Below are 20,814 nucleotides of genomic sequence, written 5' to 3'. Positions count from 1 at the left end.
TGTGCAAACTGCCCAAGAGCGGGCACCCAACGAGCCCTACTGCGGCGGCGCGGGGTCGCCCGCCTGGCGGATCAGGTCGACCTCTGTGCCGTCCTGCGCGTCCACGAACACGCGGAACTGCTGATCCTCCACCCGTCCGGGCACCTCCCAGACCAGCCGCTCCTGCCCGCGCCGGTCTGCGATCAGCGCCAGCCTCGGCTCGGCCGTGACGGTGAGCCGGGGCGAAGTGTGCGCCGCCGCCTCGTCCGCGCTCAGCCTGGGCGCCGGCAGCTGCCGGTCGTGGTGGTTCACCCAGTAGCTGCGGGCGTCGTAGCCCACCAGCTCGCCGTTGTCCATCGCCAGCGACACCCGGATCATGTCGGTGTGGATGGCCACGCCGTCCACCACCGGCGCGAACTCCATCACCAGCGTGCCGTCGTTCTCGGCCGCGGACACGTGGGCGACGTTCGGGAAGCCCCACCGGGCCAGCATCTGCATCGCCTTCTGGATCAGCTCGTCCGGCTTCAGCTTCTGCTCGGCGACCAGCCGGCCGTCCACCATGTAGATCACGTGCCCGCCGTGAACGGAGACCCCGAAGTTCATCGGCAGACCGTTCTGCTTGGTCGCGTCGAAGTAGTAGAGCGAAAGGCCCTGCAGCTTGTCCTCCGGGTCGTAGACCCCCGTCTGCACGGGCTCTCCCTTCAGCGGCATGTCGATGAACCGCTTGATCGCCTCGGCCGCGGCGGCCGCATCCACCCGCGGACCCAGGTCGGTCTGCGGGCGGGGCAGATGCGCCTTCTCAGGCGCCAGCGCGTTCTCCTCGCCCGGCGGCACGGGGATGCTCTGCTCCAGCGCCAGCACGGACTTGGTGATCGGCGTCGCCGCCTGGCCCGTCTGGGCCGGGCTGGTGGCCTGGACGGTGGGCTGCCAGCGGATCATGTTGTTCCCGATGAGCCCCAGCAGGTTGGAGAGCTCCTCCTCGAAGAACACCGCCTGCTTCCGCAGCTCCATCAGCTGGGCCCAGTCGGCCTCGTCCAGCGCCTGGCCGGTGTTCAGCTTGTGGTGCTTCTCGTCGGACTGGTCGCGGAGCGTGTTCAGGAAGTTGGCGATGCGCGGGGTGTTCATCGTGGTGAACGGCAGGGTCGACATGTGCTCCACCGCCTGCGCGCTGAAGACCCGCAGGTCGGCCAGCAGGCTCTCCTGCAGGCGGGGGTCGTTGGTCGCCATCAGCTTCGCCGTGCGCTCCTCGATGTTCTCGCTCGTCCACTTCAGCTTGTGGAACGCGGCCATGTACTTGTTCTCGGCGTCGCGCAGGTACTGGTTCTTCAGCCGGGTCTGATACGCGCCGAAGCCCATCGCCCCCACCAGCGCCACGCCCAGCATCAGGTACGCCCAGGCCTGTCCTCTCTGCGATCGCATCCCCGTGGCCTCCTACTTGGCGAAGATGTGCTTGCCGATCGTCCGCACCTGCTGGCGGGACCAGATAAAGCTGTTGTTGGTCTTGGCGGGCGCGAAGAAGTAGAGCGCGCCGTTGGAAGGATCCCATCCCGCCAGCGCCGCCCGTGCGGCCTTGAAGCACTCCTCCGTCGTGTTCTTGTAAATCTCGCCGTTGGAGACCGACTCAAAGGCGTGGGTCTGGTAGACGACCCCGGCCACCGAGTCGGGGAAGCGGTTGTCCAGCGTGCGGTTGAGGATGACCGCGGCCACCGCCACCTTGCCCTCGTACGGCTCGCCGCGGGCCTCGCCGCAGACCGTCTGGGCCAGCAGGTGCAGGTTGTCCTTCGCCGCCCTGGACTCCGCGAACGTGCGGTGGCCGTCGAAGGTCGCCTCCGGCCAGAGCAGAAGCAGTCCGCCTATGACCGCCGCGCAGGCCCGCTTCAACCACTTGTGCACCGTCAACTCCCCCTCCAGACCAGAGACTGCACGCGGTAGTCTCTCAGTCTGGCGCGGATCCCATACAGCACCGCCTGACCGGTGCGGGCCGGATCGCCGGCGCCGGCGGTCAGGCGGCGTGCGTCTCGAGGGCGATCAGCGAGTTGTCAGCCAGCGTGAGGAAGAGCCTCCCGCCGGAGAGGGCGATCCCGATGGCAGGGGCCGGCAGCGGCACCGACCACCGCAGCGCGCCCGCCGCGCAGTCCCAGCACACGAGGCCGGGGTCCGCCGTGGCCCAGACGTGCTGCCCTCCCGCCAACAGGTGGGCATCCGCGGACGCCGCCGGCCGCCCTTCCCCGGCAGACCCGGGTGGCGCCTGCTCCCGGCCGGTGAAGAGGTCCACCGGGAGGCCGGGGTACCAGAGCGTCTCGCCCCGGACGGCGGGGCTGCACCCCGGGTCGGGCCGGGTCCACAGGACCTCGCCGGTGAGCGGGTCGAAGGCGCACCCGCCCGCGACCACCACCAGATCGGCGAACACGGGTGGCTGCAGCGCGCCGCAGTCCTGGCGCCATGCGACCTGGCCGGTCAGGGCGTCCACAGCCCACAGCGACCCGGCGTCCGTCACGGCGAAGAGCCGCCCGTCGCCCAGGGCAGCAGGCTGCGAGACCGGACCGTCCAGCTGCCGCCTCCAGACCTGCGCGCCGGTCTTGGCCTCCAGGGCCGTCAGGGCACCGTCCGCCGAGCCGCAGTAGAGAATCCCGTCCGCCGCCAGGGGCGTTCCGGAGGCTCCGTCGCCCACCGCACCCTGCCAGACCGTGCGACCGGACCGCGCCTCCAGGGCGCGCACGCCTCCGCCCGGCCCGCACAGGTAGATCAGCCCGTCGTGGACGGCAGGCGCCGGCAGGGCCGCGCCAGGGGGCAGCTCGCCGCGCCGCACCGCAGCCGTCCGCCAGACCGCCGCGCCCGTCTCCTGGTCGACCGCGTGGTAACAGCCGTCGCCCAGGCCCACGTACACGCGCCCGTACCGGGTGACGGGTGGGGAGGGACGCACGCCGGCGTCGTCAGCGCCGCGATACGACCAGCCCGGCCGGACGGAGTCGCCGAGGGAGACCGGCGCGCTGCCTGTGCGCGCGGGGGTCCGCCCCAGCACCGGCCACTCCGGCCCCGGCTCGGGCGGCTCCGGGATGACCAGCCGATGGCCGGGCACGACGAACTCCGGGTGCGCGATCTGGTTGGCCATCAGGATGGCGGGCACGGTTGTGCCGAAGCGTGCCGCCAGCCCGATGACCGTCTCGCCCTTCCGCACGCGGTGGACGATGCCCGGCTGCGGCAACGGCTTTTCGCCCGGCCGCGGGATGAGCAGGGCCTGGCCCGGTGAGATCGCGTTCGGGTCCTTCAGCCGGTTGGCGGTGACGAGGGCGTGAACGGTGGTTTTGTACCGCCGGGCGATCGCGAACAGCGTCTCGCCCTGCTGGACAAAGTAGAAGACCATGCCCCGACCTCCGTTTTTCCACCATGGTACGCCGGCCGGAGTGCGGCGGTCTGCACGCGGAGATTTTTCCTGTTCGCCGGGCTGGAGGGGAAATCCACCGTTACGCACAGCGTAGTCACAAGTTATCCACAGGCACAGGGACAAGCCCAGGACCCGAGACGAACAAGGCCGCGCCGTATGGGCGTTTCGGGGAACGAGAGTTCTCCACAGGTCGGCGGGAACCTGTGTACAACTTGGCCGAACGCGCCCCCTTATGTCGAAAAGCCCGGGCGAAACGGCCGCGTCCCGGAGCCTGAAAATAACACGGGACGGCCCGCTGGCCGTCCCGGAACACACGCCTACATATGTCGAAAGCGGACCTGTCCCCCCACTAGCGCGTATTCCTGACCACCTTGACCATCTTCAGCTCGGGGTCCTCGGTGCCCTGCACGGGAAGCCCGGCCTGGATGCACTCATCGAGGTAGTCCAGGTTCTCCTGCGCCACGATCTCCCCGGGCAGGAGGATCGGGATGCCCGGCGGGTAGACCATGATCGACTCGGCGATGACCCGGCCCTCGGCCTCCCGCAGCGGCACCACCTCGGTTTCGGCGTAGAAGGCCGTGCGGGGGTGCATGGCCAGGATCGGCGTGACGGGCACCTTCACCTTCACCACGTTGGCCGGCCGCTGCCGGTAGAACCGGCCGGCGATGGTGCGCAGCGCCTCCACGAGCGCGTCGATGTCTTCCTCCGTGTCGCCCAGGGAGATGATGCAGAGCACGTTGTAAAGGTCCGACAGCTCCACTTCGATGTTGAACTCCTCCCGCAGCAGGAGCTCGATCTCCACGCCGGTGACGCCCAGTTCCTTTACGCTGATGCACAGTTTCGTCGGATCGAAGTCAAACCGGGAGGACGAGTGGCCGATCGCCTCGGCCCCCAGGCAGTGGAGGCCGGGGATCGCGTCGATCTGGCGGCGGGCCCGCTCGGCCAGCCGAATCGCACGGTCGATCAGCTCACGGCCGCGGGTGGCCAGCTGCTTGCGGGCGGCGTCCAGCGAGGCCAGCAGCAGGTAAGAGGTGGACGTGGTGGTCAGCATCGAGAGGATCGCCTGCACGCGGCCGGGGTTGATGAACCCCTCCCGCACGTTCAGGATGCTGGTCTGCGTGAGGGAGCCGCCCAGCTTGTGCACCGAGGTGGCCGCCATGTCGGCGCCGGCTTGCATGGCGGAGAGCGGCAGGCCCTCGTGGAAGCAGAGGTGAACGCCGTGTGCCTCGTCCACCAGGACCGGCACGCCGCGGGCGTGGGCGAGCTCGACGATGCCCTTGAGGTCCGCCGCAACGCCGTAGTAAGTCGGGTTGATCACCAACACCCCCTTGGCGTCGGGGTGCTGGTCGAGCGTATGCCGGACGACCTCGAGGCTGACGCCGTGCGCGATGCCGAGGTCGTAGTCCAGGTCGGGGTTCATGAATATCGGCAGGGCGCCTGACAGCACAATGCCGGTGAGGACGGACTTGTGCACGTTCCGGGGCACCAGGATCTTGTCGCCGGGCCCGCAGACGGTCATGATCATCGTCGTGATCGCGCCGCTGGTGCCCTGGACGCTGAAGTACGAGTGATCCGCTCCGAAGGCCTCGGCGGCCATGGCCTGCGCCTCCCGGATGATCCCGTGCGGGTTGTGCAGGTCATCCAGCGGGGCGATGTTGATCAGGTCGATGGAGAGCGCACGCTCCCCGATGAACTCCCTGAACTCCGGGGCCATGCCCGCACCCTTCTTGTGGCCGGGAATGTGGAACTGAATGGGGTTGCGCCTCGCGTGCTCCACCAGCCCGGTAAAGAGCGGGGTCCTGTGCTGGTCCACGGTCCTCACCTCCTGCGATCCGTTTCACGCATGCATCCTAACGCAGTATAGCAGAACCGGCCCACGTGTAAACGGTCGCGCGGCCTCTATTTCATGTGGGTGGGGGGATTTCGCATTGGGTGAAGGAACGGTCGTCCTGACCCGCTCCGTTCTTACATTCGTCAACCTGTTGATCTTCTCCCGCATCCTGGGCAAGACGCAGGTAGCCCACCTCACTTTCTTCGAGTACGTCGCCGGCGCCACTCTCGGCTCCATCGCCGCAGAGCTCTCTGCCAGCCTCTCCATCCGCCCCTGGCCGATCTTCGTGGCGCTGGCCACCTGGGTCGTCCTGACCCTGGCCATGCAGTTCACGGCGATCAAGAGCCGCTGGCTGTCCAAGATGCTCGACGGCGAGCCCGTTGTGCTGATCCAGGACGGCCAGATCCTGGAGCGCAACCTCAGGCGCATGCGGATGCGGGAGAGCGAACTCCTCGAACTGCTGCGCGGCCAGTCCATCTTCCACGTCGACGAGGTCGAACTGGCCATCATGGAGCCGCGCGGCAGCCTGTCCGTCCTGAAGCGGCCGGAGCACCTGCCGGCCACGGTTTCCGACCTGCACATCCAGACCAGGTCCAGGGGGCTCGGCATCGAGCTGGTGGTGGACGGCGAGGTGATGGACCAGAACCTCCGCCGGCTGGGCGTCAACCGCGCCTGGCTGACGGCCAAGCTGCAGGAGCAGGGCCTGAGCGGCCCGGAGGAGGCCTTCCTCGCCGTGGTGGACGCCGAGGGCAAGGTCTACGTGGACCGGTACACGGACAAGTTTCCCCCGGCCCTCGACCTCAGCGATTACCCGGGGCCCAACTAAGGTTCTGGAAATGGAGGGTCAAGCGTGAACGCACGCATGCGTCAGCTGATCTACATCGGCCTGCCCGTCGTGATCGTCACCGTCACCGTCCTGCTGTTCAACATGGGGGGCATCCTCAAGCGTTCCTTCGGGGCCGACGACGACGTGGCCGGCCGTCTGAACCAGCTCCTGAGCCTCACCCAACAGCGCGACTGGGACCGGGCGCACACCACAATCGACGACGTCAGCCAAGCCTGGCAGCGCGTGCGCGGACGAATCCACATCACGTCAACCACCGATGAAATTGAGTTGTTTGATCTCGAACTGGCCGGCCTTCGCGGCGCTATCGACACGCGTGACGAGGCCCAGGTGAACATCGCCGTACGCCGGCTCATCGCCCTCTGGGAGGACATCGGGGTCTGACCCGCGAACCTGTGGAATACCGGCAGTTGGGACGTACCCTGGTATATCCGGGGTACGTCCTTACCTATTGACGCCAGTCAGCGCGCGCAGTAGAATGAGTGAGTACTCACTCCTGGAATTAAGATCCAAAATTTTCCCGGCGACACCCCGGTTGGGAGGCGATCCTTGCCCATGCGACTCCCGCGCTCCCTGGTATCAGCGCTGATCTCCCTGACGCTCCTCACCGCGGCGGGCCCGCCCGCCGCGGCCGCAGACACCCCGCCGGAGCCGCTCGTCCTCGGCCTGGAGCAGGCCCTGACCCTGGCGGAGACCCTGAACCCCGGCGTGCGGCTGGCGGCCATCCAGGTCTCCTCGGCCCGGTCCGCGCTGGAGACCGCCCCGGCGGCCGCTCCGGCCATGGCCCCTGCCGTTGCCGCGTATCTGCAGGCCCAGTACGGCATCTCCATTCCCCAGCAGGCGATCACGCCGCAGGCCGTGGGGCAGCAGGCGCTCCTCACCTACGAACAGGCCGCTTCCCAGCACCTCTCGGCCAGACAGCAGGTGCGGGCCGGCGCGCTGCAGGCCTACGTGACCTGGCAGAAGGCCGTCGCCACCGTCGAGGCGCAGCAGGCTGCCCTCGAGCGGACCCGCACCCAGCTGGCCAACGTGGAGGCCGCGGTCGCAGTGGGCAGCGCCTCCCAGTACGACCTGCTCCAGGTACAGGCGGCCCTCGCCGGCCAGCAGGCGGCCTTGATCGGCGCACAGGCCATGGAGGAGGCGGCGCGCAGCGCCCTGGGACAGGTGATCGGCACGCCGATCGCCGCCAACGTCAGGCCGGAGCCCGATACGCTGCGGTCGGAGGAAGTCGCCCTGCCCACCGACCTGGAGTCCCTCATCGCACAGGCGGTTTCCCGCCGCCCCGACCTGCGGGACGCCGCGCTCGACCTTGCCGGCCGCAGGCTCCAGACCGGCCTGTCGGCCGATGGTACCGGCGCCGCGCAGCAGGTGCAGGCCGCCGCCTCCCAGTACGAACTGGCCCTGGCCCGGGCCAGGGCCGAGGTGACCCAGGCCTACCTCGCCGCCCACGGCGCACTGGAGGAGCTGAGGGCGCGCGAGAAGGCCCTGGAGCCGGCCCGCGAGGCCCTGCGCCTGGCCGAGCTCCGCTACGATGCCGGACTCGCCACCTGGGTGGAGGTGCAGGCCGCCTCCGCTGCGGCCCTCGAGGCCGAGGCCGGACGCATCCAGGCAGCGGCCAACCTGCGCCTGCGCCTGCTGGAGTTGCGCCAGGCCCTGGGCGAGCTATAGGGGGTAGGCTTGATATGGAAACGACCCGCAGACGCATCCTCGACGCCGCACTGCACCTCATCAGCGAGCGGGGCTACAACGGCGCCACCACCGCAGAGATCGCCCGCCGGGCCGGCGTGGCCGAGGGTACCATCTACCGGTACTTCAAGGACAAGAAGGAGCTCTTCGTCGCCTGCGTGGAGCCGGTGGTACAGGAGGCCCTGAGCCGGGAGCGGGCGCTTCCCCGCACGGGCAACGTGCGCGACCTGCTCCGCCTGCGGATCCGGGAACTGGTGCAGGTGATGCGGGAGAACCAGGACGTCTTCAACGTCCTCTTCACCGAAGGCCGCTTCCACCCCGAGATCGGCGACTTCCTGCTGCAGCAGGTGGTCTCGGCCTTCACGGACGAGGACCGGGCCGCCTTCGCACAGGCGGTCCGGGCCGGGGCCATCCGGCCGCCCCACCCCATGATCCTCACGGTGGGCCTCGCAGGCGCCATCTGGGCCATGCTCCAGGTGGGGCAGTGCGTCCCGCCGGCCTTCGCCGGAATGCTTTCGCCCGACTGGTACGACCGGCTCGACGAGGATGTTGCCGATTTCTTCACCGACGCGATACTGGCGCCGGGAACGGTATAGAGGTGAAGTATGCGTAAGCTTATTGCCCTGTTGTTAGGCCTGCTATTCCTGGTGAGCAGTGTTCCGGCTGCGGCCGCGGCCGACCTCTCCTTCCTGCAGCCCGCGGCCGCGGCGCCCCTGCGCATCACCCTGATCAGCACCAACGGCACCCCGCTGCCGGATGCGGAGATACAGGTACTTACGCCCGGCCTGCCCGGCATCACCGCGGCCCGCACGGACCAGCGGGGCCAGGCCACCATCGCGCTCCCCCCCGGCCACACCTTCTGGATCCGGGCCTGGGCCGACGGCCATGCGCTGACGGAGCGGGCGTACGTGCCCGCCAGCGACGGCCCCGCCCTCACCCTCACCGCCGAGCCCTATACCGCCGTGATCACCGGCGTGGTGCGCGACGAGCGCGGGCTCCCGGTTCCGCAGGCGACCATCCAGCTGTTCCGGGCCGGGTACGGCCTGGAGGCGACGGCCCGCACCAACGACCTGGGCGTCTACAGCCTCTCGACCGCCCGGGCTGGGGGCGAGTACACCCTCCAGGCCCATGCGGACCGCCATCGCCCCGTCTCCCAGGAGATGGGCGGCCTTGACCCGCGGCGCCGGAACCAGGTGGACCTCACCCTGCCGTCCGCGCTCGCCCGCATCACCGGCGAGGTGGTCTCCGGGGTGAACGGCGCGCCCGTCTCGGACGCGACCGTCGAACTGCTGCTGGCGGATTGGGGGCCGGTGGCCTCGGTGCGCACCGACCGCTCCGGCTACTTCAGCCTTTCGGCGCCGCCCGCCGAGGGCGGGGTCTACCAGCTTCGCCTTTCCCGGTACGACCACGAGACCATCACGACCGGTACCTTCACCCTTGAGGACGGCGGCTGGATCGACTTCAGCGGCGCGGACCGGCTCGTGCTGAACAGGCTCTACGCCGTGGTCGCCGGCCGGGTCTTCGACGGCAATGCCGAGCCCCTGAAGAAGGTCGAAGTGCACCTGCAGCGCGCCGGCCTCGGCACCGTGCAGGTCGCCCGCACCGACGAGGAGGGCCGGTTCTCCTTCAGCGAGGTGACCGGGGGCACCTACCGCGTCCGCGCCTTCCCCGGCGGGACGCTGGTGCGGGCCGACTCCGGCTGGCTGGAGGTGGCGGGCGGCCAGACGGTCTCGGCCAACATCGTCGCCAGCTCCCCGGACACCTACGGCCACGGGCTGGCCATCCTCTCGGGCACCGTGAAGAACCACCTGGATGAGCCGGTGGCCGGCGCCGTGGTACGCGTGAACCGGGGCTCCCAGAACTGGACCGCCCGCACCGACGAGGAGGGGCGGTACGACCTCAGCCTCCAGGCCAACATCCCGGACGACCCGACAGGGAGCCGCAGCACCGGTTACCACGTGAGCGTGCAGGTGGACGGCTACCTGTACACCGACCAGCCCGTCACTGACGGCGAGAACCCGCCCAGCCTGGTGGACGTGCGGCGGGGCAGCAACAACACGGCCGACTTCGTGCTCCAGCCCGAGCGTGCCACGATCGCGGGCCGCGTGGTGGACGACCGGGGCGAGCCCCTGGCCGGCGTCAAGGTCGGGCTGCGGGAGGAAGGGCGGAGCAAGATCGCCGAGACCGAGACGGACGCGGCCGGCCGCTACCAGTTCGCCAACCTGCCCGTTGCGCGCCAGAGCCGCTACCTGCCCGTCATCCTCGACCCGGGCTACGTGGGCGGTTCCGTGGCGCCTGACGGCACGCAGCGGGAGCCCCAGGTCCTCACGCCCGCCGGCCCCAACCACCTGGTCCTGGTGGCCCGGCCCGCCGAGACCCGCTTCCTCGGGCTCGTGCAGGCAGGCGATGACCGTCCGGCGGAGGGCGCCGAGGTGACGGTCCTCCGCTCCAGCGACGGCTCCGCCTTCACCGGCGCGGTCGGCGCGGACGGCAGCTACGACGTCCGCGTGCCCGCCATGCCGGGTGAGGCATACCTGGTGCGGGTCGCCGGCGAGAACGCCGCGCTGAACGCCGCGGCCGAGGTGGTCCGTCCGGGCACCGGCTTCGGCGTGCAGGCCAACCTGACCACGCACGTCCACGCGTCGATCGTCGGCCGCGTCGTGGGTCCTGACGGCAGTCCCCTGAGCGGCATCCGGGTGGTGCTGTACACCGAGGGCCAGAGCGCGGCGGACCGGGTCGCGTTCACCGACAACGAGGGCATCTACCGCTTCAACCACCTGGTGCCTGGCCGCCGGTACGCCCCGGTGGCGGTGGATTCGTCCGGCGTGCGCAGCGCGACCGCACCGGGCGAGGTCGTGATCACCCCGCTGGTCGGCCTGCCGTCTGGCGAGACCGTCTGGGCCGACATCCGGCTGGACGTTCCGGCCGCACCCTAGCCCCCCATGGAGGTACGTGCGACATGAGGCGTTTCTTCCCCGCGGCCCTGCTGCCGCTGTTTGCCCTGCTCCTCTCCGCGTGCGGCCTGGCCTCGGGACAGATGGATGAGCCGGCCGTCGAGGCCGTGGCGGTGGCCGTCACCGAGGCCCGCGGCGGCACGCTCACCGCCACCAGCCACGCCTCGGGCCAGCTGAAGCCGATCCTCTCCATCACCGTCACCGCCAAGGTCCCCGGCCGCGTGGTTGCCGTCCACCGCCAGATGGGCGACGCCGTGCAGGAGGGCGACCTGCTGGTGGAGTTGGACGACAAGGACCTGGCCAACCAGCTGGCGGCCGCGCAGGCGCAGTACACCCAGGCCGAGGCGCAGCGGAGCGAGGCCGCGCGCCAGGCCTCCCGGCTGGAGGCGCTGCTCGCCCAGGGCGCTGTTTCCCACCAGCAGGCGGAGCAGATCCGCACCCAGCTCACCCTGGCGACCGCGGCCGTGGAAGCGGCCCGCGCCCAGCTGGAGCTGGCCAAGTCCAGCTACGAGGGCGCCCGCATCACCGCGCCGGCTGACGGGGTCCTGGCCGCCCGGTACGTGGAGCCGGGCGCGCTGATCGGCGCCGGTACCCCGGTGTTCCAGCTGGTCGACCTCTCCACCGTCGTGGTGGACACCGGCGTCGCCGAGGCGGCGATCAACTCCGTGCGGCCGGGGGTTGCGGTGCCGGTCACCGTCCCGGCGCTGGGCGAGACCTTCACGGGCGAGGTCGAGTCCGTCAGCCCGCAGATGGACGCCCAGACCCGCTCCTACAAGGTGCGGGTGCTCCTGCCCAACCCGGACGGCGCCCTGAAGGGCGGCATGTTTGCCGAGGTCGAGTTTCCACTGGAGGAGCGCGAGGGCGTCCTGATCCCGGTGAACGCCCTCCTGGAAGGCTCCGGCGAACCCTACGTCTACGTGGTCGAGGACGGCGTCGCCCGCCGGGTGACCGTCTCCGTGGCCGTGCGGTCCGATCAGCAGGTGCTGGTCGAGGGCATCGCCGAGGGTGACCAGGTGGTGGTGGCCGGGCAGAACCGGCTCTACGACGGCGCCCCCGTGCGGGTGGGAGGGGGGCCTGACCGGTGAGGGGGCTCATCCGCTTCTCCATCCACCACCCCGTTCCCACCGTCGTGTTCTACCTGATCGCCGCAGTGGTGGGCCTCGTCTCCCTCACCCGCCTCTCGCTTGACCTGTACCCCGCCATGGAGTTCCCCCTCGCGGTGGTGGCGACCTCGTACGAGGGCGCCGGCCCCGAGGAGGTCGAGGCGCACGTCTCCCGTCCCATCGAGGAGGTCATGGGCACGGTGCCGGGCGTGACCGCCGTCTCCTCCTCCAGCTCCGAGGGCCAGTCGCTGGTCATCGTCGAGTTCGACTACGGCACCGACATGGACCAGGCCACCCTCTCCATCCGCGAGAAGGTCGACCAGGTGAAGGGCTACCTGCCCGACGGCGTGGACGCCCCGATGGTCTTCAAGATCGACCCCTCCGCGCTGCCGGTGCTCACCATCGGCCTGACCGGCTCCGAGGACCTGGCCGAGCTGAAGGCCCTGGCCGAGGAGCGGATCAAGCCGCGGCTCGAGCGGCTGGACGGCGTGGCCTCCGTCACCGTCAACGGCGGCATCGAGCGGGAGATCCAGGTCGTCGTCGACCCCGCCCGGCTGCAGGCGCACGGCCTCTCCATGACCAACGTCGCGCAGGTGCTGGCGTACGAGAACCTGAACCTGCCCGGCGGCGAGGTGGGCGAGGGCAGCGTCAACCTCCTCGTCCGCACCATCGGCCAGTACCAGTCGCTGGATGAGATCCGCGACCTGCGGCTGGGAACCGTGCGGCTGGGCGACGTCGCGGAGGTACGCGACACCTGGGCCGAGGCCACCTCCCGGGTCTGGCTCAACGGCCAGACTGCGGTGTCGCTGGACATCCAGAAGCAGAGCGGCGGCAACTCCGTGGCGGTGGCCAACGCGGTGAAGGCCGAGCTGAAGAAGATCGAGGCGGAGCTGCCCGGCCAGGTGCAGGCCACGATCCTCTCCGACACCTCGCGCATGGTGCTCACCTCGCTGGAGTCGGTCGCGTCGTCCGGCATGCAGGGCGGCATCCTGGCCATCCTGGTGCTCCTGTTCTTCCTCCGGCACGTCCGGGCGACCTTCGCCATCGCCATCAGCATCCCCGTCGCCGTCATCGCCACGTTCGGCCCCGTCTTCTTCAGCGGCATCACGCTGAACATCCTCTCCCTGGGCGGCCTCTCGCTGGGCGTGGGCATGATGGTCGACTCCTCCATCGTCGTCCTGGAGAACATCTTCCGGCACAAGGAGATGGGCAAGGACATCTACCAGGCGGCCGAGGACGGCACCGCCGAAGTGGGCCTGGCCGTCACGGCATCCACCCTGACCTCGGTGGTCGTCTTCCTCCCCGTCGTCTGGATCACCGGCCTCGCCCAGCTCTTCTTCCGGGAGCTGGCGCTCACGGTGACGTTCTCGCTGCTGGTCTCGCTGCTCACCGCCCTCACGCTCGTGCCGATGATGGCGCCCTGGCTCCTCCGTGACCGGCCCGCTCGCCGGCAGGTGCCCTGGATCACCCGGGTTTCCGGCTGGATCAGCGATCAGCTGGCCCGGCTGGAAGCGGTCTACGGCCGGATGCTGAGCTGGGCCCTGGGCCACAGGTGGCAGGTGGTGGGCATCGGGCTCGCTTCGCTGGCCCTGGCGCTGTTGGTCGTCGGGCGGATGGGCATGGAGTTCATCCCGCCCAGCGATACCAGCGAGTTCCGCGTCTCCATTTCGATGCCGCCGGGCACGAAGCTGGAGGAGACGCAGGCCGCCGTGGAGCAGGCCGTTGCCCAGATCCGGGACCTGCCCGAGCTGCGCACCCTCTACGTGGCGGTGGGCACCTCCGGCAGCGCCTACGCCACGGGCGGGCAGTCCCACCAGGGGTTCATCTCCGGCATGCTGGTGAGTCCCGGTGAACGCAGCCGCAGCCTCGAAGAGGTCGTGGAGGACGTGCGCAACCGGATCTTCCTGCCCGGCGCCAGGGTGACGGTCTCGACGGCGGGCACCATCGAGACGGGCGGGGGCAACGACATCGAGGTCGCGATCAGCGGCGAGGACCTCGACGTGCTGAAGGAGCTCTCCCAGCAGATCATGGCGGAGATCGCCCGGGTACCGGGCACCCGCGAACTCTCCACCTCCGTCAGCGAGGGCCTGCCCGAGGTCCAGATCCGGGTCGATCGGGCCAAGGCCGCCTCCTACGGCCTGAGCCCCAGCCAGGTCGCCTCCTCGGTGCAATCCGCGGTGCGCGGCCGGGTGGTCACCCAGTACCGGGTGGGCGGCGAGGAGGTCGACATCCGGCTGATGGCCACCGAGAGCGCCCGCGAGAACATCGTCGCACTCCGGCAGCTGCCCATCGCCACGCCGTACGGCCAGACCGTCCCCCTGGGTGAGCTGGCCGAGCTGGTGCGGGGCGTGGGCCCGACCGTAGTCGAGCGCGAGGAGCAGGCCCGGGTGGTGAAGGTGACCGGCCAGATCTACGGCCGCGACCTGGGCAGCGTCATTAATGACATCAAGGCGCGGCTGGCGCAGTTCCCGCTGCCGCCCGGCTACGAGATCGACTACGGCGGCGACTACGAGCTGATGTCAGATGCGATGAGCGGCCTCGTTCAGGCGCTGACCTTCTCCGTCGCGCTGGTCTACCTGGTGATGGCCGCGCAGTTCGAGTCCTTCCTCCACCCCTTCGTCATCCTGTTCACCGTCCCGCTGGCCCTGGTCGGCGCCGTGCTCGGCCTGGTCCTCACCGGCCGCAGCCTCGACATCTCGGCGATGATCGGCCTCATCCTCCTGGTGGGCGTCGTCGTCAACAACGCCATCGTGCTGGTGGACTACATCAACCAGCTGCGGCGGCAGGGGATGGACCGGGACGAGGCGGTGCGCATCACCGGCCCCCGGCGTCTCCGCCCCGTGCTGATGACCACCCTCACCACGGTGCTGGGCCTCCTGCCCCTGGCGCTGGGGCTGGCCGAGGGAGCCGAGCTGGAGGCGCCCCTGGCCACGGTCGTCATCGGCGGCCTCTCGCTCTCCACCCTGCTGACCCTGGTGGTCATCCCGGTGGTCTACACGCTGTTCGACGACCTGGTCCAGCGCGTGCAGGCCCGCGCCGCGGCCCGGACCGAGACGGCCGCCATGTAATCCGATCCTGCCGAGTAGTGATCAACCCCCGGAGCACAGGCTCAGGGGGTTGGTTTTTCGGACGGAACAGGCAGACACATTCTGGCCGGCAGCCCGACGGAACACCCTGCCCTTCGGGGGCGTCTATATTCTTTGCGAGCATTCGAATCAGCGCCCACCACTGAACTTTTCCACCATCCGTCTCTACTGCGAGGTGCGTATGTCCTCTCCGTACCGCTCCCTCTTCTCGTTCCTCAGCCGCTACAAGTGGCGGTATCTGCTCGGCGTGGCAGCCCTGGCCGGCACCGACCTCTTGCAGCAGGTGGCGCCGCGGCTGATCGGCCACTTCGTCGACGACCTGGAAGCCGGCGCCCTGGACATGACCGGGATCTACCGCTACCTGGCGCTGATCGTCGGCACGGCGTTGCTGATCGCCTTCCTGCGCTTCACCTGGCGCATCTTCGTCTTCGGCACCGCACGGCTGGTGGAGCGCGACCTGCGCGCCGACCTCTTCGCCCACCTGGAGCGGCTCTCGGCCTCCTTCTTCCACACGCACAAGACCGGCGACCTGATGGCCATGGCCACCAACGACCTGCAGGCGGTGCGGGGCATCGCCGGCGAGGGTGTGCTCATGGCGGCCGACTCCCTGGCGATGACGCTGTTCACCCTCATCGCCATGATCTCGACCATCGGCCTCAAGCTCTCGCTCTGGGCGCTCCTGCCCCTGCCCTTCCTGGCGCTGCTGATCGCGGCGGTCGGCAAGCTGATCTTCGCCCGCTCCCGGGCGGTGCAGGACAGCTTCGCCCGCCTCTCCGACGTGGTGCAGGAGAACATCTCCGGCGTGCGCGTGGTCAAGGCCTACACCCAGGAGGCCGCCGAGGAAGCCAAGTTCGACGAGGCCAACCGGGACTACATCCGGCGCTTCATGGCGATGATGCGCGTCGACGGCCTCTTCGACCCGGTGGTAGGCCTCTTCGCCGGGCTCTGCTACGTCATCGCCATCGCCGTCCCCGGGCGTGCGGTGCTGCGAGGGGAGATCTCGGTGGGCGACTTCGCCTCGCTCACCATGTACATCGGCATGCTCATCTGGCCGATGATCGCCATGGGCTGGGTGGTGCACATCATCCAGCGGGGCTTCGCCGCCTTCGCCCGCATCCGCGAGGTGCTGCTCACGGAGCCGGAGGTCAAGGACGCCCCCGAGACCGCCGAGCCTCCGGGCGGGCGGGTCCGCGGCGAGATCGAGATCCGGGACCTGACCTTCCGCTACGTTCCCGACGGCCCCCCTGTCCTCGACGGCATCAACCTGCACATCAAACCGGGGCAGACGCTGGGCATCCTCGGGCGCACGGGCAGCGGGAAGTCCACGCTTGCAGCGCTGCTGGCCCGGGTCTTCGACCCGCCCCGGGGCACCGTCTTCATCGACGGCATCGACGTGCTCGACCTGCCGCTGAACCTGCTCCGCCGCTCCATCGCCGCCGTGCCGCAGGAGTCCTTCCTGTTCTCGCGCACGGTGCGCGAGAACATCGGCTTCGCGCCGGGGGAGTGGACCGAGGAGCAGATCCGCCAGGCGGCGCGGACCGCCCAGGTGGAGCAGGACATCCTCGAGTTCCTGCCCCAGGGCTACGAGACCATGGTCGGCGAGCGGGGCGTGACCCTCTCCGGCGGCCAGCGGCAGCGGGTCGGCCTCTCCCGGGCCGTCCTGAAGGACGCGCCGATCCTCGTGCTCGACGACTGCCTCTCGGCGGTCGATACCGCAACCGAGCAGCGCATCCTGAACGGGCTCCGCCCGCTGATGCGCGAGCGCACGACCATCGTCATCTCACACCGGGTCGCCGCGGTGAAGAACGCCGACCTGATCATCGTGCTGGAGCGCGGCCGCATCGCCGAGGCCGGAACGCACGATGAGCTGGTCGCCCTGGGCGGCCGCTACTTCCGCACCTACCAGCGCCAACAGCTCGAGGAGGCCATCGCCAGCCTCGAGTGAACCCACACAGGAGGGAACTATGGCGGACTTCCGCGAAGAAGAGGCCCTCGGCAAGGTATACGACGCAAAGATCATGGCGCGGCTGCTCAGCTACGCCCGGCCACACTGGAAGGCGCTCCTGGCCTGCATCGCAATGCTGGGCGTGGCGGTAAGCCTCGACCTGGTGCAGCCGAAGCTGGTACAGCTCGCCATCGACCGGTACCTGGTACCCGGCATCGACGATCCCGCCGCGGCCGCGGGGCTCTCCCGCCTGGCGCTCTGGCTCACCCTGGCGCTGGTGGCCAGCTTCGCGGTCTCCTACGGCGAGGTGCTCCTGCTGCAGTTCACCGGCCAGAAGATCATCTACGCGATCCGCAAGCAGCTCTTCGGCCACCTGCAGCGGCTGCACCTCCAGTTCTTCGACACGAACCCCGCGGGGCGGCTGGTCACCCGGGTGACCAACGACACGGAGACGCTGAACGAGATGTACACCAGCGTGCTGGTGAACCTCTTCCGCGACCTGTTTATGCTGGTCGGCGTCGCCGTCATGATGGTCAGCACGCACCCCAAGCTGGCCGCCGTCAGCCTGGCGCTGATTCCCCTGGTCGCCTTCTACACCCGGTTCTTCGCCGCCAAGGCCCGCGACGCGTGGCGGGAGGTGCGGGTGCGCCTCGCGCGCATCAACGCCTTCGTCGCCGAGCACGTCAGCGGCATGCGCATCGTGCAGCTCTTCGCCCGGGAGGCGCAGACCTTTGCCGAGTTCAAGCGGGAGAACGATGAGTACAACCGGGCCTCCTGGCGGCAGTTGATGGTCTGGGCCGTCTTCCGGCCCATCCTCGACCTGCTGGCCAACGTCACGATCGCGCTGGTGCTCTGGTACGGCGGCGTGCAGGCACTGGCCGGCACCCTCACGCCCGGCGTCCTCCTGCTCTTCGTCACCCTCGCCCGCCGCTTCTTCGAGCCGCTGATGCAGCTGGCCGAGAAGTTCAACATCCTGCAGAGCGCCATGGCCTCCGCGGAGCGCATCTTCATGCTGCTGGACACGCAGCCCGCCATCGTGGAGCCGGCCAACCCCAAGCCACTGGGGCGGGTCACCGGCGAGGTGGAGTTCCGGAACGTCTGGTTCGCCTACAACGAGGGCGAATGGGTGCTGAGGGACGTCTCGTTCCGGGCTGAGCCCGGCCAGACCATCGCCTTCGTCGGCCACACCGGGGCAGGCAAGTCCTCCATCATCAACCTGCTGATGCGGTTCTACGACGTGCAGAAGGGCCAGGTGCTCGTCAACGGCGTCGACGTGCGGGAGGTGTCCACCGCCGAGCTCCGCAGGGCCGTCGGCCTTGTGGCGCAGGACGTGTTCCTGTTCAGCGGCGACATCGCCTCCAACATCCGGCTCGGCAACACCGAGATCAGCGACGAGCGCATCCGGGAGGCCGCCCGCACCGTCGGGGCCGACGAGTTCATCCGGGAGCTCCGACTGGGCTACGACGAGCCCGTGGCCGAGCGCGGTGCGACCCTCTCGGCCGGCCAGCGGCAGCTCCTATCCTTCGCCCGTGCCCTCGCCTTCGATCCCCCCATCCTGGTGCTCGACGAGGCCACCGCCTCTGTCGACTCCGAGACCGAGGCCGCGATCCAGCAGGCCCTGCACCGGCTGACGGCGGGCCGCACCACCTTCATCGTGGCCCACCGGCTCTCGACCATCCAGCATGCGGACCAGATCATCGTGCTGCACAAGGGGCGCATCCACGAGCAGGGCACCCACGAGGAGCTGCTCGCCCGACAGGGGCTCTACTACAAGCTCTGGCGGCTCCAGTTCGAGGAGCGCCTGGAGCAGAAGGAGGTCTCGTCCGGCACGCTGGTGCCGACTGCGCACCCGTCGGCGTAGACCGATCTGCAGGGCAACAGCACAGAGGGCTATCCAGATCAGAACGGGAGCGGCATGCGCCGCTCCCGTAGTCTGTCCTCACCACAACCCTGTGCCCCCACTGCCCAGGAGCCGGCCGCAGCTCGAGCCGGGCGCTACTCGCCGCGCCGCACCAGCGGCTCCACCAACGCCAGGACCTCCTCCGGCGTCCCCAGCGCCAGGCTCTGCTGCGCGACGGACCGCGCCTCGGCGAAGGGCGTCGCGCGCACGAGGCGGCGGATGCGGGCCAGCAGCGCCGGCGACATCGACAGCTCATCGACGCCGAGGCCCAGGAGCAGCAGCGCGCCGGCCGGCAGGCCGCCCATCTCGCCGCAGACGCCCACCCACTTGCCGGCGGCGTGGGCGGCGGTCACGACCCGGTCGATCAGGCGAAGCACCGCAGGATGGTAGGGCTGGTACATCTCCGCCAGCGCCGGGTTGCCCCGGTCCACGGCCAGGGTGTACTGCACCAGGTCGTTGGTGCCGATGGAGAAGAAGTCCACCTCAGCCGCCAGGTGGTCGGCCAGCAGCGCGGCCGAGGGGATCTCGATCATGATGCCCACCTCGTAGTTGTCGGCCACGGGGTGGCCCTCGGCCTCCAGCGAGCGGCGCGCCTCCGCCAGCGCCTCCCTGGCCCGGCGCAGGTCGGCCAGCCCGCCCACCATGGGGAACATGATCGCCAGGCGGCCGTGCACGGACGCCCGGAGCAGCGCCCGCAGCTGTGCCCGGAACAGCTCGGGTCTGCGGAAACAGAGCCGCAGCGCCCGCACCCCCAGGAAGGGGTTCTCCTCCTTCGCCAGTCCCAGGTAGGGAACGTCCTTGTCGCCGCCGATGTCCAGCGTGCGGATGATCACGCGCCGGCCGCCGGCGTTGCGCAGCGCGGCGGCGTAGGCCGCATACTGCTCCTCCTCCGTGGGGGCGGTGTCGCGCCCCATGAACAGGAACTCCGACCGCAGCAGCCCCACGCCCTCGGCGCCCTTCTCCATGGCCAGCGCGACCTCGTCAGGCGATCCGGCATTGGCCGCCAGCTCCACCCGCACGCCGTCCGGGGTCTCGCCGGGGAGCGACGCCTCGGCCCGGTCGCGCTCCGCCTGCTCCCGGGCCCGGGCCATGGCGGCCTCGTAGCGGATCCGGGTCCCGGCGTCCGGATCGAGCACCACCTCACCGGAATCGCCGTCCAGGGCGACCGTCATGCCGTCGGCGGCGGCCTCGAGCACGCCGTGAGCCGCCACTACCGCCGGAATGCCCCAGGAGCGGGCCAGGATGGAGGTGTGGGACGTGGGCCCGCCCTGCTCCGTCACGATGCCCAGCAGCAGCGAGCGGTCCAGCCCGATGGTGTCCGTGGGGGCCAGGTCGCGCGCGATCACCACGGCCGGCCGCTCCAGCCGGAGTCCGACCGAGCGCCCCGTCAGGGCCGCCACCAGGCGCCGGCCCACGTCGCGCACGTCCGCCGCCCGCTCCCGCAGGTACTCGTCGTCGAGGGCCTCCAGCATGCCCGCGAACTGCTCCACCGCCGCCTGCACGGCTTCCTCCGCCGGCTTTCCCGCCTGGATGGACGCCGCCACCAGGTCGTGCATCTCCGGATCCTGGAGCATGAGCTGGTGGGCGCCCAGGATCTCCCGGCCGTGGTCGTCCGCCCGCTGAACCAGCTCCTCCAGCTCCGCCGCGGCCCGGCGGCGGGCCGCCTCATAGCGCGCCTGCTCCTCGGCCGGCGTGCCGGCCTTCGCCGCGGTCGGCACGGCCTGCGCCTCCCGGTAGACCAGCGCCGGGCCCATCACGGCGCCGGCGGCTGCTCCTACCCCTCGCAGCAACCGCTCACTCACCGAAGCCACCCTCAATCAGGGCGGCCAACGCCGCCATGGCCTCTTCCTCCTGCGGCCCGTCGCAGCGGATCGCGATGGTCTCGCCCTGACCGATGCCGAGGCTCAGCAGCGACAGCAGCGAGCGGGCCGAGACCTCGCGCTCGCCCTTGCGCACGAAGATCTCTGTTCCGGCGAACTTCTGGACCTCCTTGACGAACAGCGCCGCAGGCCGGGCGTGCAGCCCGGTGGGGTTCGTCAGCGTGAACGTACGCTCCAGCATGCAGTGTACACTCCTTCTCCATAGCTTCGGGGCCAACAGG

General features: G+C 69.9%; 15 protein-coding genes. 9 read left to right on the top strand and 6 right to left on the bottom strand.

The features are described from left to right. Positions 1 to 36: 36 nt before the first annotated feature. The 4 genes from J2Z79_RS13960 to J2Z79_RS13945 form a co-directional block, all read right to left on the bottom strand. A complete protein-coding gene (locus J2Z79_RS13960; protein ID WP_209467504.1) occupies positions 37 to 1,398 on the bottom strand; it encodes a germination protein YpeB in 1,362 nt (453 codons plus the stop codon). A 12-nt stretch (positions 1,399 to 1,410) separates the two neighbouring features. Further along, positions 1,411 to 1,872: a cell wall hydrolase gene (locus J2Z79_RS13955; RefSeq protein WP_342589499.1), complete on the bottom strand. Its 462-nt coding sequence runs from the start codon at positions 1,870 to 1,872 to the stop codon at positions 1,411 to 1,413. Between the two features lie 109 nt (positions 1,873 to 1,981). After that, positions 1,982 to 3,343 carry an outer membrane protein assembly factor BamB family protein gene (locus tag J2Z79_RS13950; RefSeq protein ID WP_209467502.1) on the bottom strand — a complete coding sequence of 454 codons (1,362 nt, stop codon included), beginning with the start codon at positions 3,341 to 3,343 and terminating at the stop codon, positions 1,982 to 1,984. 370 nt (positions 3,344 to 3,713) lie between these two features. Further along, positions 3,714 to 5,186, bottom strand: coding sequence for an aminotransferase class I/II-fold pyridoxal phosphate-dependent enzyme (locus tag J2Z79_RS13945; protein WP_342589498.1), 1,473 nt, complete (start codon positions 5,184 to 5,186; stop codon positions 3,714 to 3,716). A gap of 106 nt (positions 5,187 to 5,292) precedes the next feature. On the opposite strand from J2Z79_RS13945, the gene J2Z79_RS13940 reads away from it, so the two are divergent. From J2Z79_RS13940 to J2Z79_RS13900, 9 genes are all read left to right on the top strand, one after another. Next, positions 5,293 to 6,021, top strand: coding sequence for a DUF421 domain-containing protein (locus tag J2Z79_RS13940; protein ID WP_209467500.1), 729 nt, complete (start codon positions 5,293 to 5,295; stop codon positions 6,019 to 6,021). A 24-nt stretch (positions 6,022 to 6,045) separates the two neighbouring features. After that, a complete protein-coding gene (locus J2Z79_RS13935) occupies positions 6,046 to 6,423 on the top strand; it encodes a DUF4363 family protein (RefSeq protein WP_209467499.1) in 378 nt (125 codons plus the stop codon). Positions 6,424 to 6,594: 171 nt separating this feature from the next. Beyond that, positions 6,595 to 7,707, top strand: coding sequence for a TolC family protein (locus J2Z79_RS13930; protein ID WP_209467498.1), 1,113 nt, complete (start codon positions 6,595 to 6,597; stop codon positions 7,705 to 7,707). Between the two features lie 14 nt (positions 7,708 to 7,721). Then, positions 7,722 to 8,321: a TetR/AcrR family transcriptional regulator gene (locus tag J2Z79_RS13925; protein WP_209467497.1), complete on the top strand. Its 600-nt coding sequence runs from the start codon at positions 7,722 to 7,724 to the stop codon at positions 8,319 to 8,321. A gap of 9 nt (positions 8,322 to 8,330) precedes the next feature. Then, positions 8,331 to 10,661 carry a carboxypeptidase-like regulatory domain-containing protein gene (locus J2Z79_RS13920; RefSeq protein ID WP_209467496.1) on the top strand — a complete coding sequence of 777 codons (2,331 nt, stop codon included), beginning with the start codon at positions 8,331 to 8,333 and terminating at the stop codon, positions 10,659 to 10,661. Positions 10,662 to 10,684: 23 nt separating this feature from the next. Then, positions 10,685 to 11,764 (top strand): efflux RND transporter periplasmic adaptor subunit, encoded by a 1,080-nt coding sequence (locus J2Z79_RS13915; RefSeq protein WP_209467495.1) that lies wholly within the window; start codon positions 10,685 to 10,687, stop codon positions 11,762 to 11,764. Then, positions 11,761 to 14,850, top strand: coding sequence for an efflux RND transporter permease subunit (locus tag J2Z79_RS13910; RefSeq protein WP_209467494.1), 3,090 nt, complete (start codon positions 11,761 to 11,763; stop codon positions 14,848 to 14,850). The genes J2Z79_RS13915 and J2Z79_RS13910 overlap by 4 nt, the downstream gene beginning before the upstream one ends. Positions 14,851 to 15,049: 199 nt before the next feature. After that, positions 15,050 to 16,813: an ABC transporter ATP-binding protein gene (locus J2Z79_RS13905; protein WP_245302766.1), complete on the top strand. Its 1,764-nt coding sequence runs from the start codon at positions 15,050 to 15,052 to the stop codon at positions 16,811 to 16,813. Positions 16,814 to 16,832: 19 nt separating this feature from the next. Beyond that, a complete protein-coding gene (locus tag J2Z79_RS13900; RefSeq protein ID WP_209467492.1) occupies positions 16,833 to 18,674 on the top strand; it encodes an ABC transporter ATP-binding protein in 1,842 nt (613 codons plus the stop codon). Between the two features lie 134 nt (positions 18,675 to 18,808). Here J2Z79_RS13900 and ptsP read toward each other — a convergent pair whose 3' ends face one another. Beyond that, a complete protein-coding gene (gene ptsP, locus J2Z79_RS13895; RefSeq protein ID WP_342589497.1) occupies positions 18,809 to 20,515 on the bottom strand; it encodes a phosphoenolpyruvate--protein phosphotransferase in 1,707 nt (568 codons plus the stop codon). Next, entirely contained in the window at positions 20,508 to 20,774 is a 267-nt protein-coding gene (locus tag J2Z79_RS13890; protein WP_209467491.1) for an HPr family phosphocarrier protein, read from the bottom strand. Before J2Z79_RS13890 ends, ptsP begins: the two co-directional genes overlap by 8 nt. Positions 20,775 to 20,814: the final 40 nt, after the last annotated feature.

Source organism: Symbiobacterium terraclitae (genome assembly GCF_017874315.1).
In the GTDB taxonomy this organism is placed as follows: domain Bacteria; phylum Bacillota; class Sulfobacillia; order Symbiobacteriales; family Symbiobacteriaceae; genus Symbiobacterium; species Symbiobacterium terraclitae.
The sequence above is the reverse complement of the archived record's forward strand: the minus strand, read 5'-3'. Positions and strand labels throughout refer to the sequence as shown.

Bases quoted from the DNA above. Each gene is read 5' to 3' on its own strand.
- J2Z79_RS13960 (WP_209467504.1), bottom strand. From the start codon at position 1,398: ATGCGATCGCAGAGAGGACAGGCCTGGGCGTACCTGATGCTGGGCGTG.
- J2Z79_RS13950 (WP_209467502.1), bottom strand. From the start codon at position 3,343: ATGGTCTTCTACTTTGTCCAGCAGGGCGAGACGCTGTTCGCGATCGCC.
- J2Z79_RS13930 (WP_209467498.1), top strand. From the start codon at position 6,595: ATGCGACTCCCGCGCTCCCTGGTATCAGCGCTGATCTCCCTGACGCTC.
- J2Z79_RS13925 (WP_209467497.1), top strand. From the start codon at position 7,722: ATGGAAACGACCCGCAGACGCATCCTCGACGCCGCACTGCACCTCATC.
- J2Z79_RS13920 (WP_209467496.1), top strand. From the start codon at position 8,331: ATGCGTAAGCTTATTGCCCTGTTGTTAGGCCTGCTATTCCTGGTGAGC.
- J2Z79_RS13915 (WP_209467495.1), top strand. From the start codon at position 10,685: ATGAGGCGTTTCTTCCCCGCGGCCCTGCTGCCGCTGTTTGCCCTGCTC.
- J2Z79_RS13905 (WP_245302766.1), top strand. From the start codon at position 15,050: ATGTCCTCTCCGTACCGCTCCCTCTTCTCGTTCCTCAGCCGCTACAAG.
- J2Z79_RS13900 (WP_209467492.1), top strand. From the start codon at position 16,833: ATGGCGGACTTCCGCGAAGAAGAGGCCCTCGGCAAGGTATACGACGCA.
- J2Z79_RS13890 (WP_209467491.1), bottom strand. From the start codon at position 20,774: ATGCTGGAGCGTACGTTCACGCTGACGAACCCCACCGGGCTGCACGCC.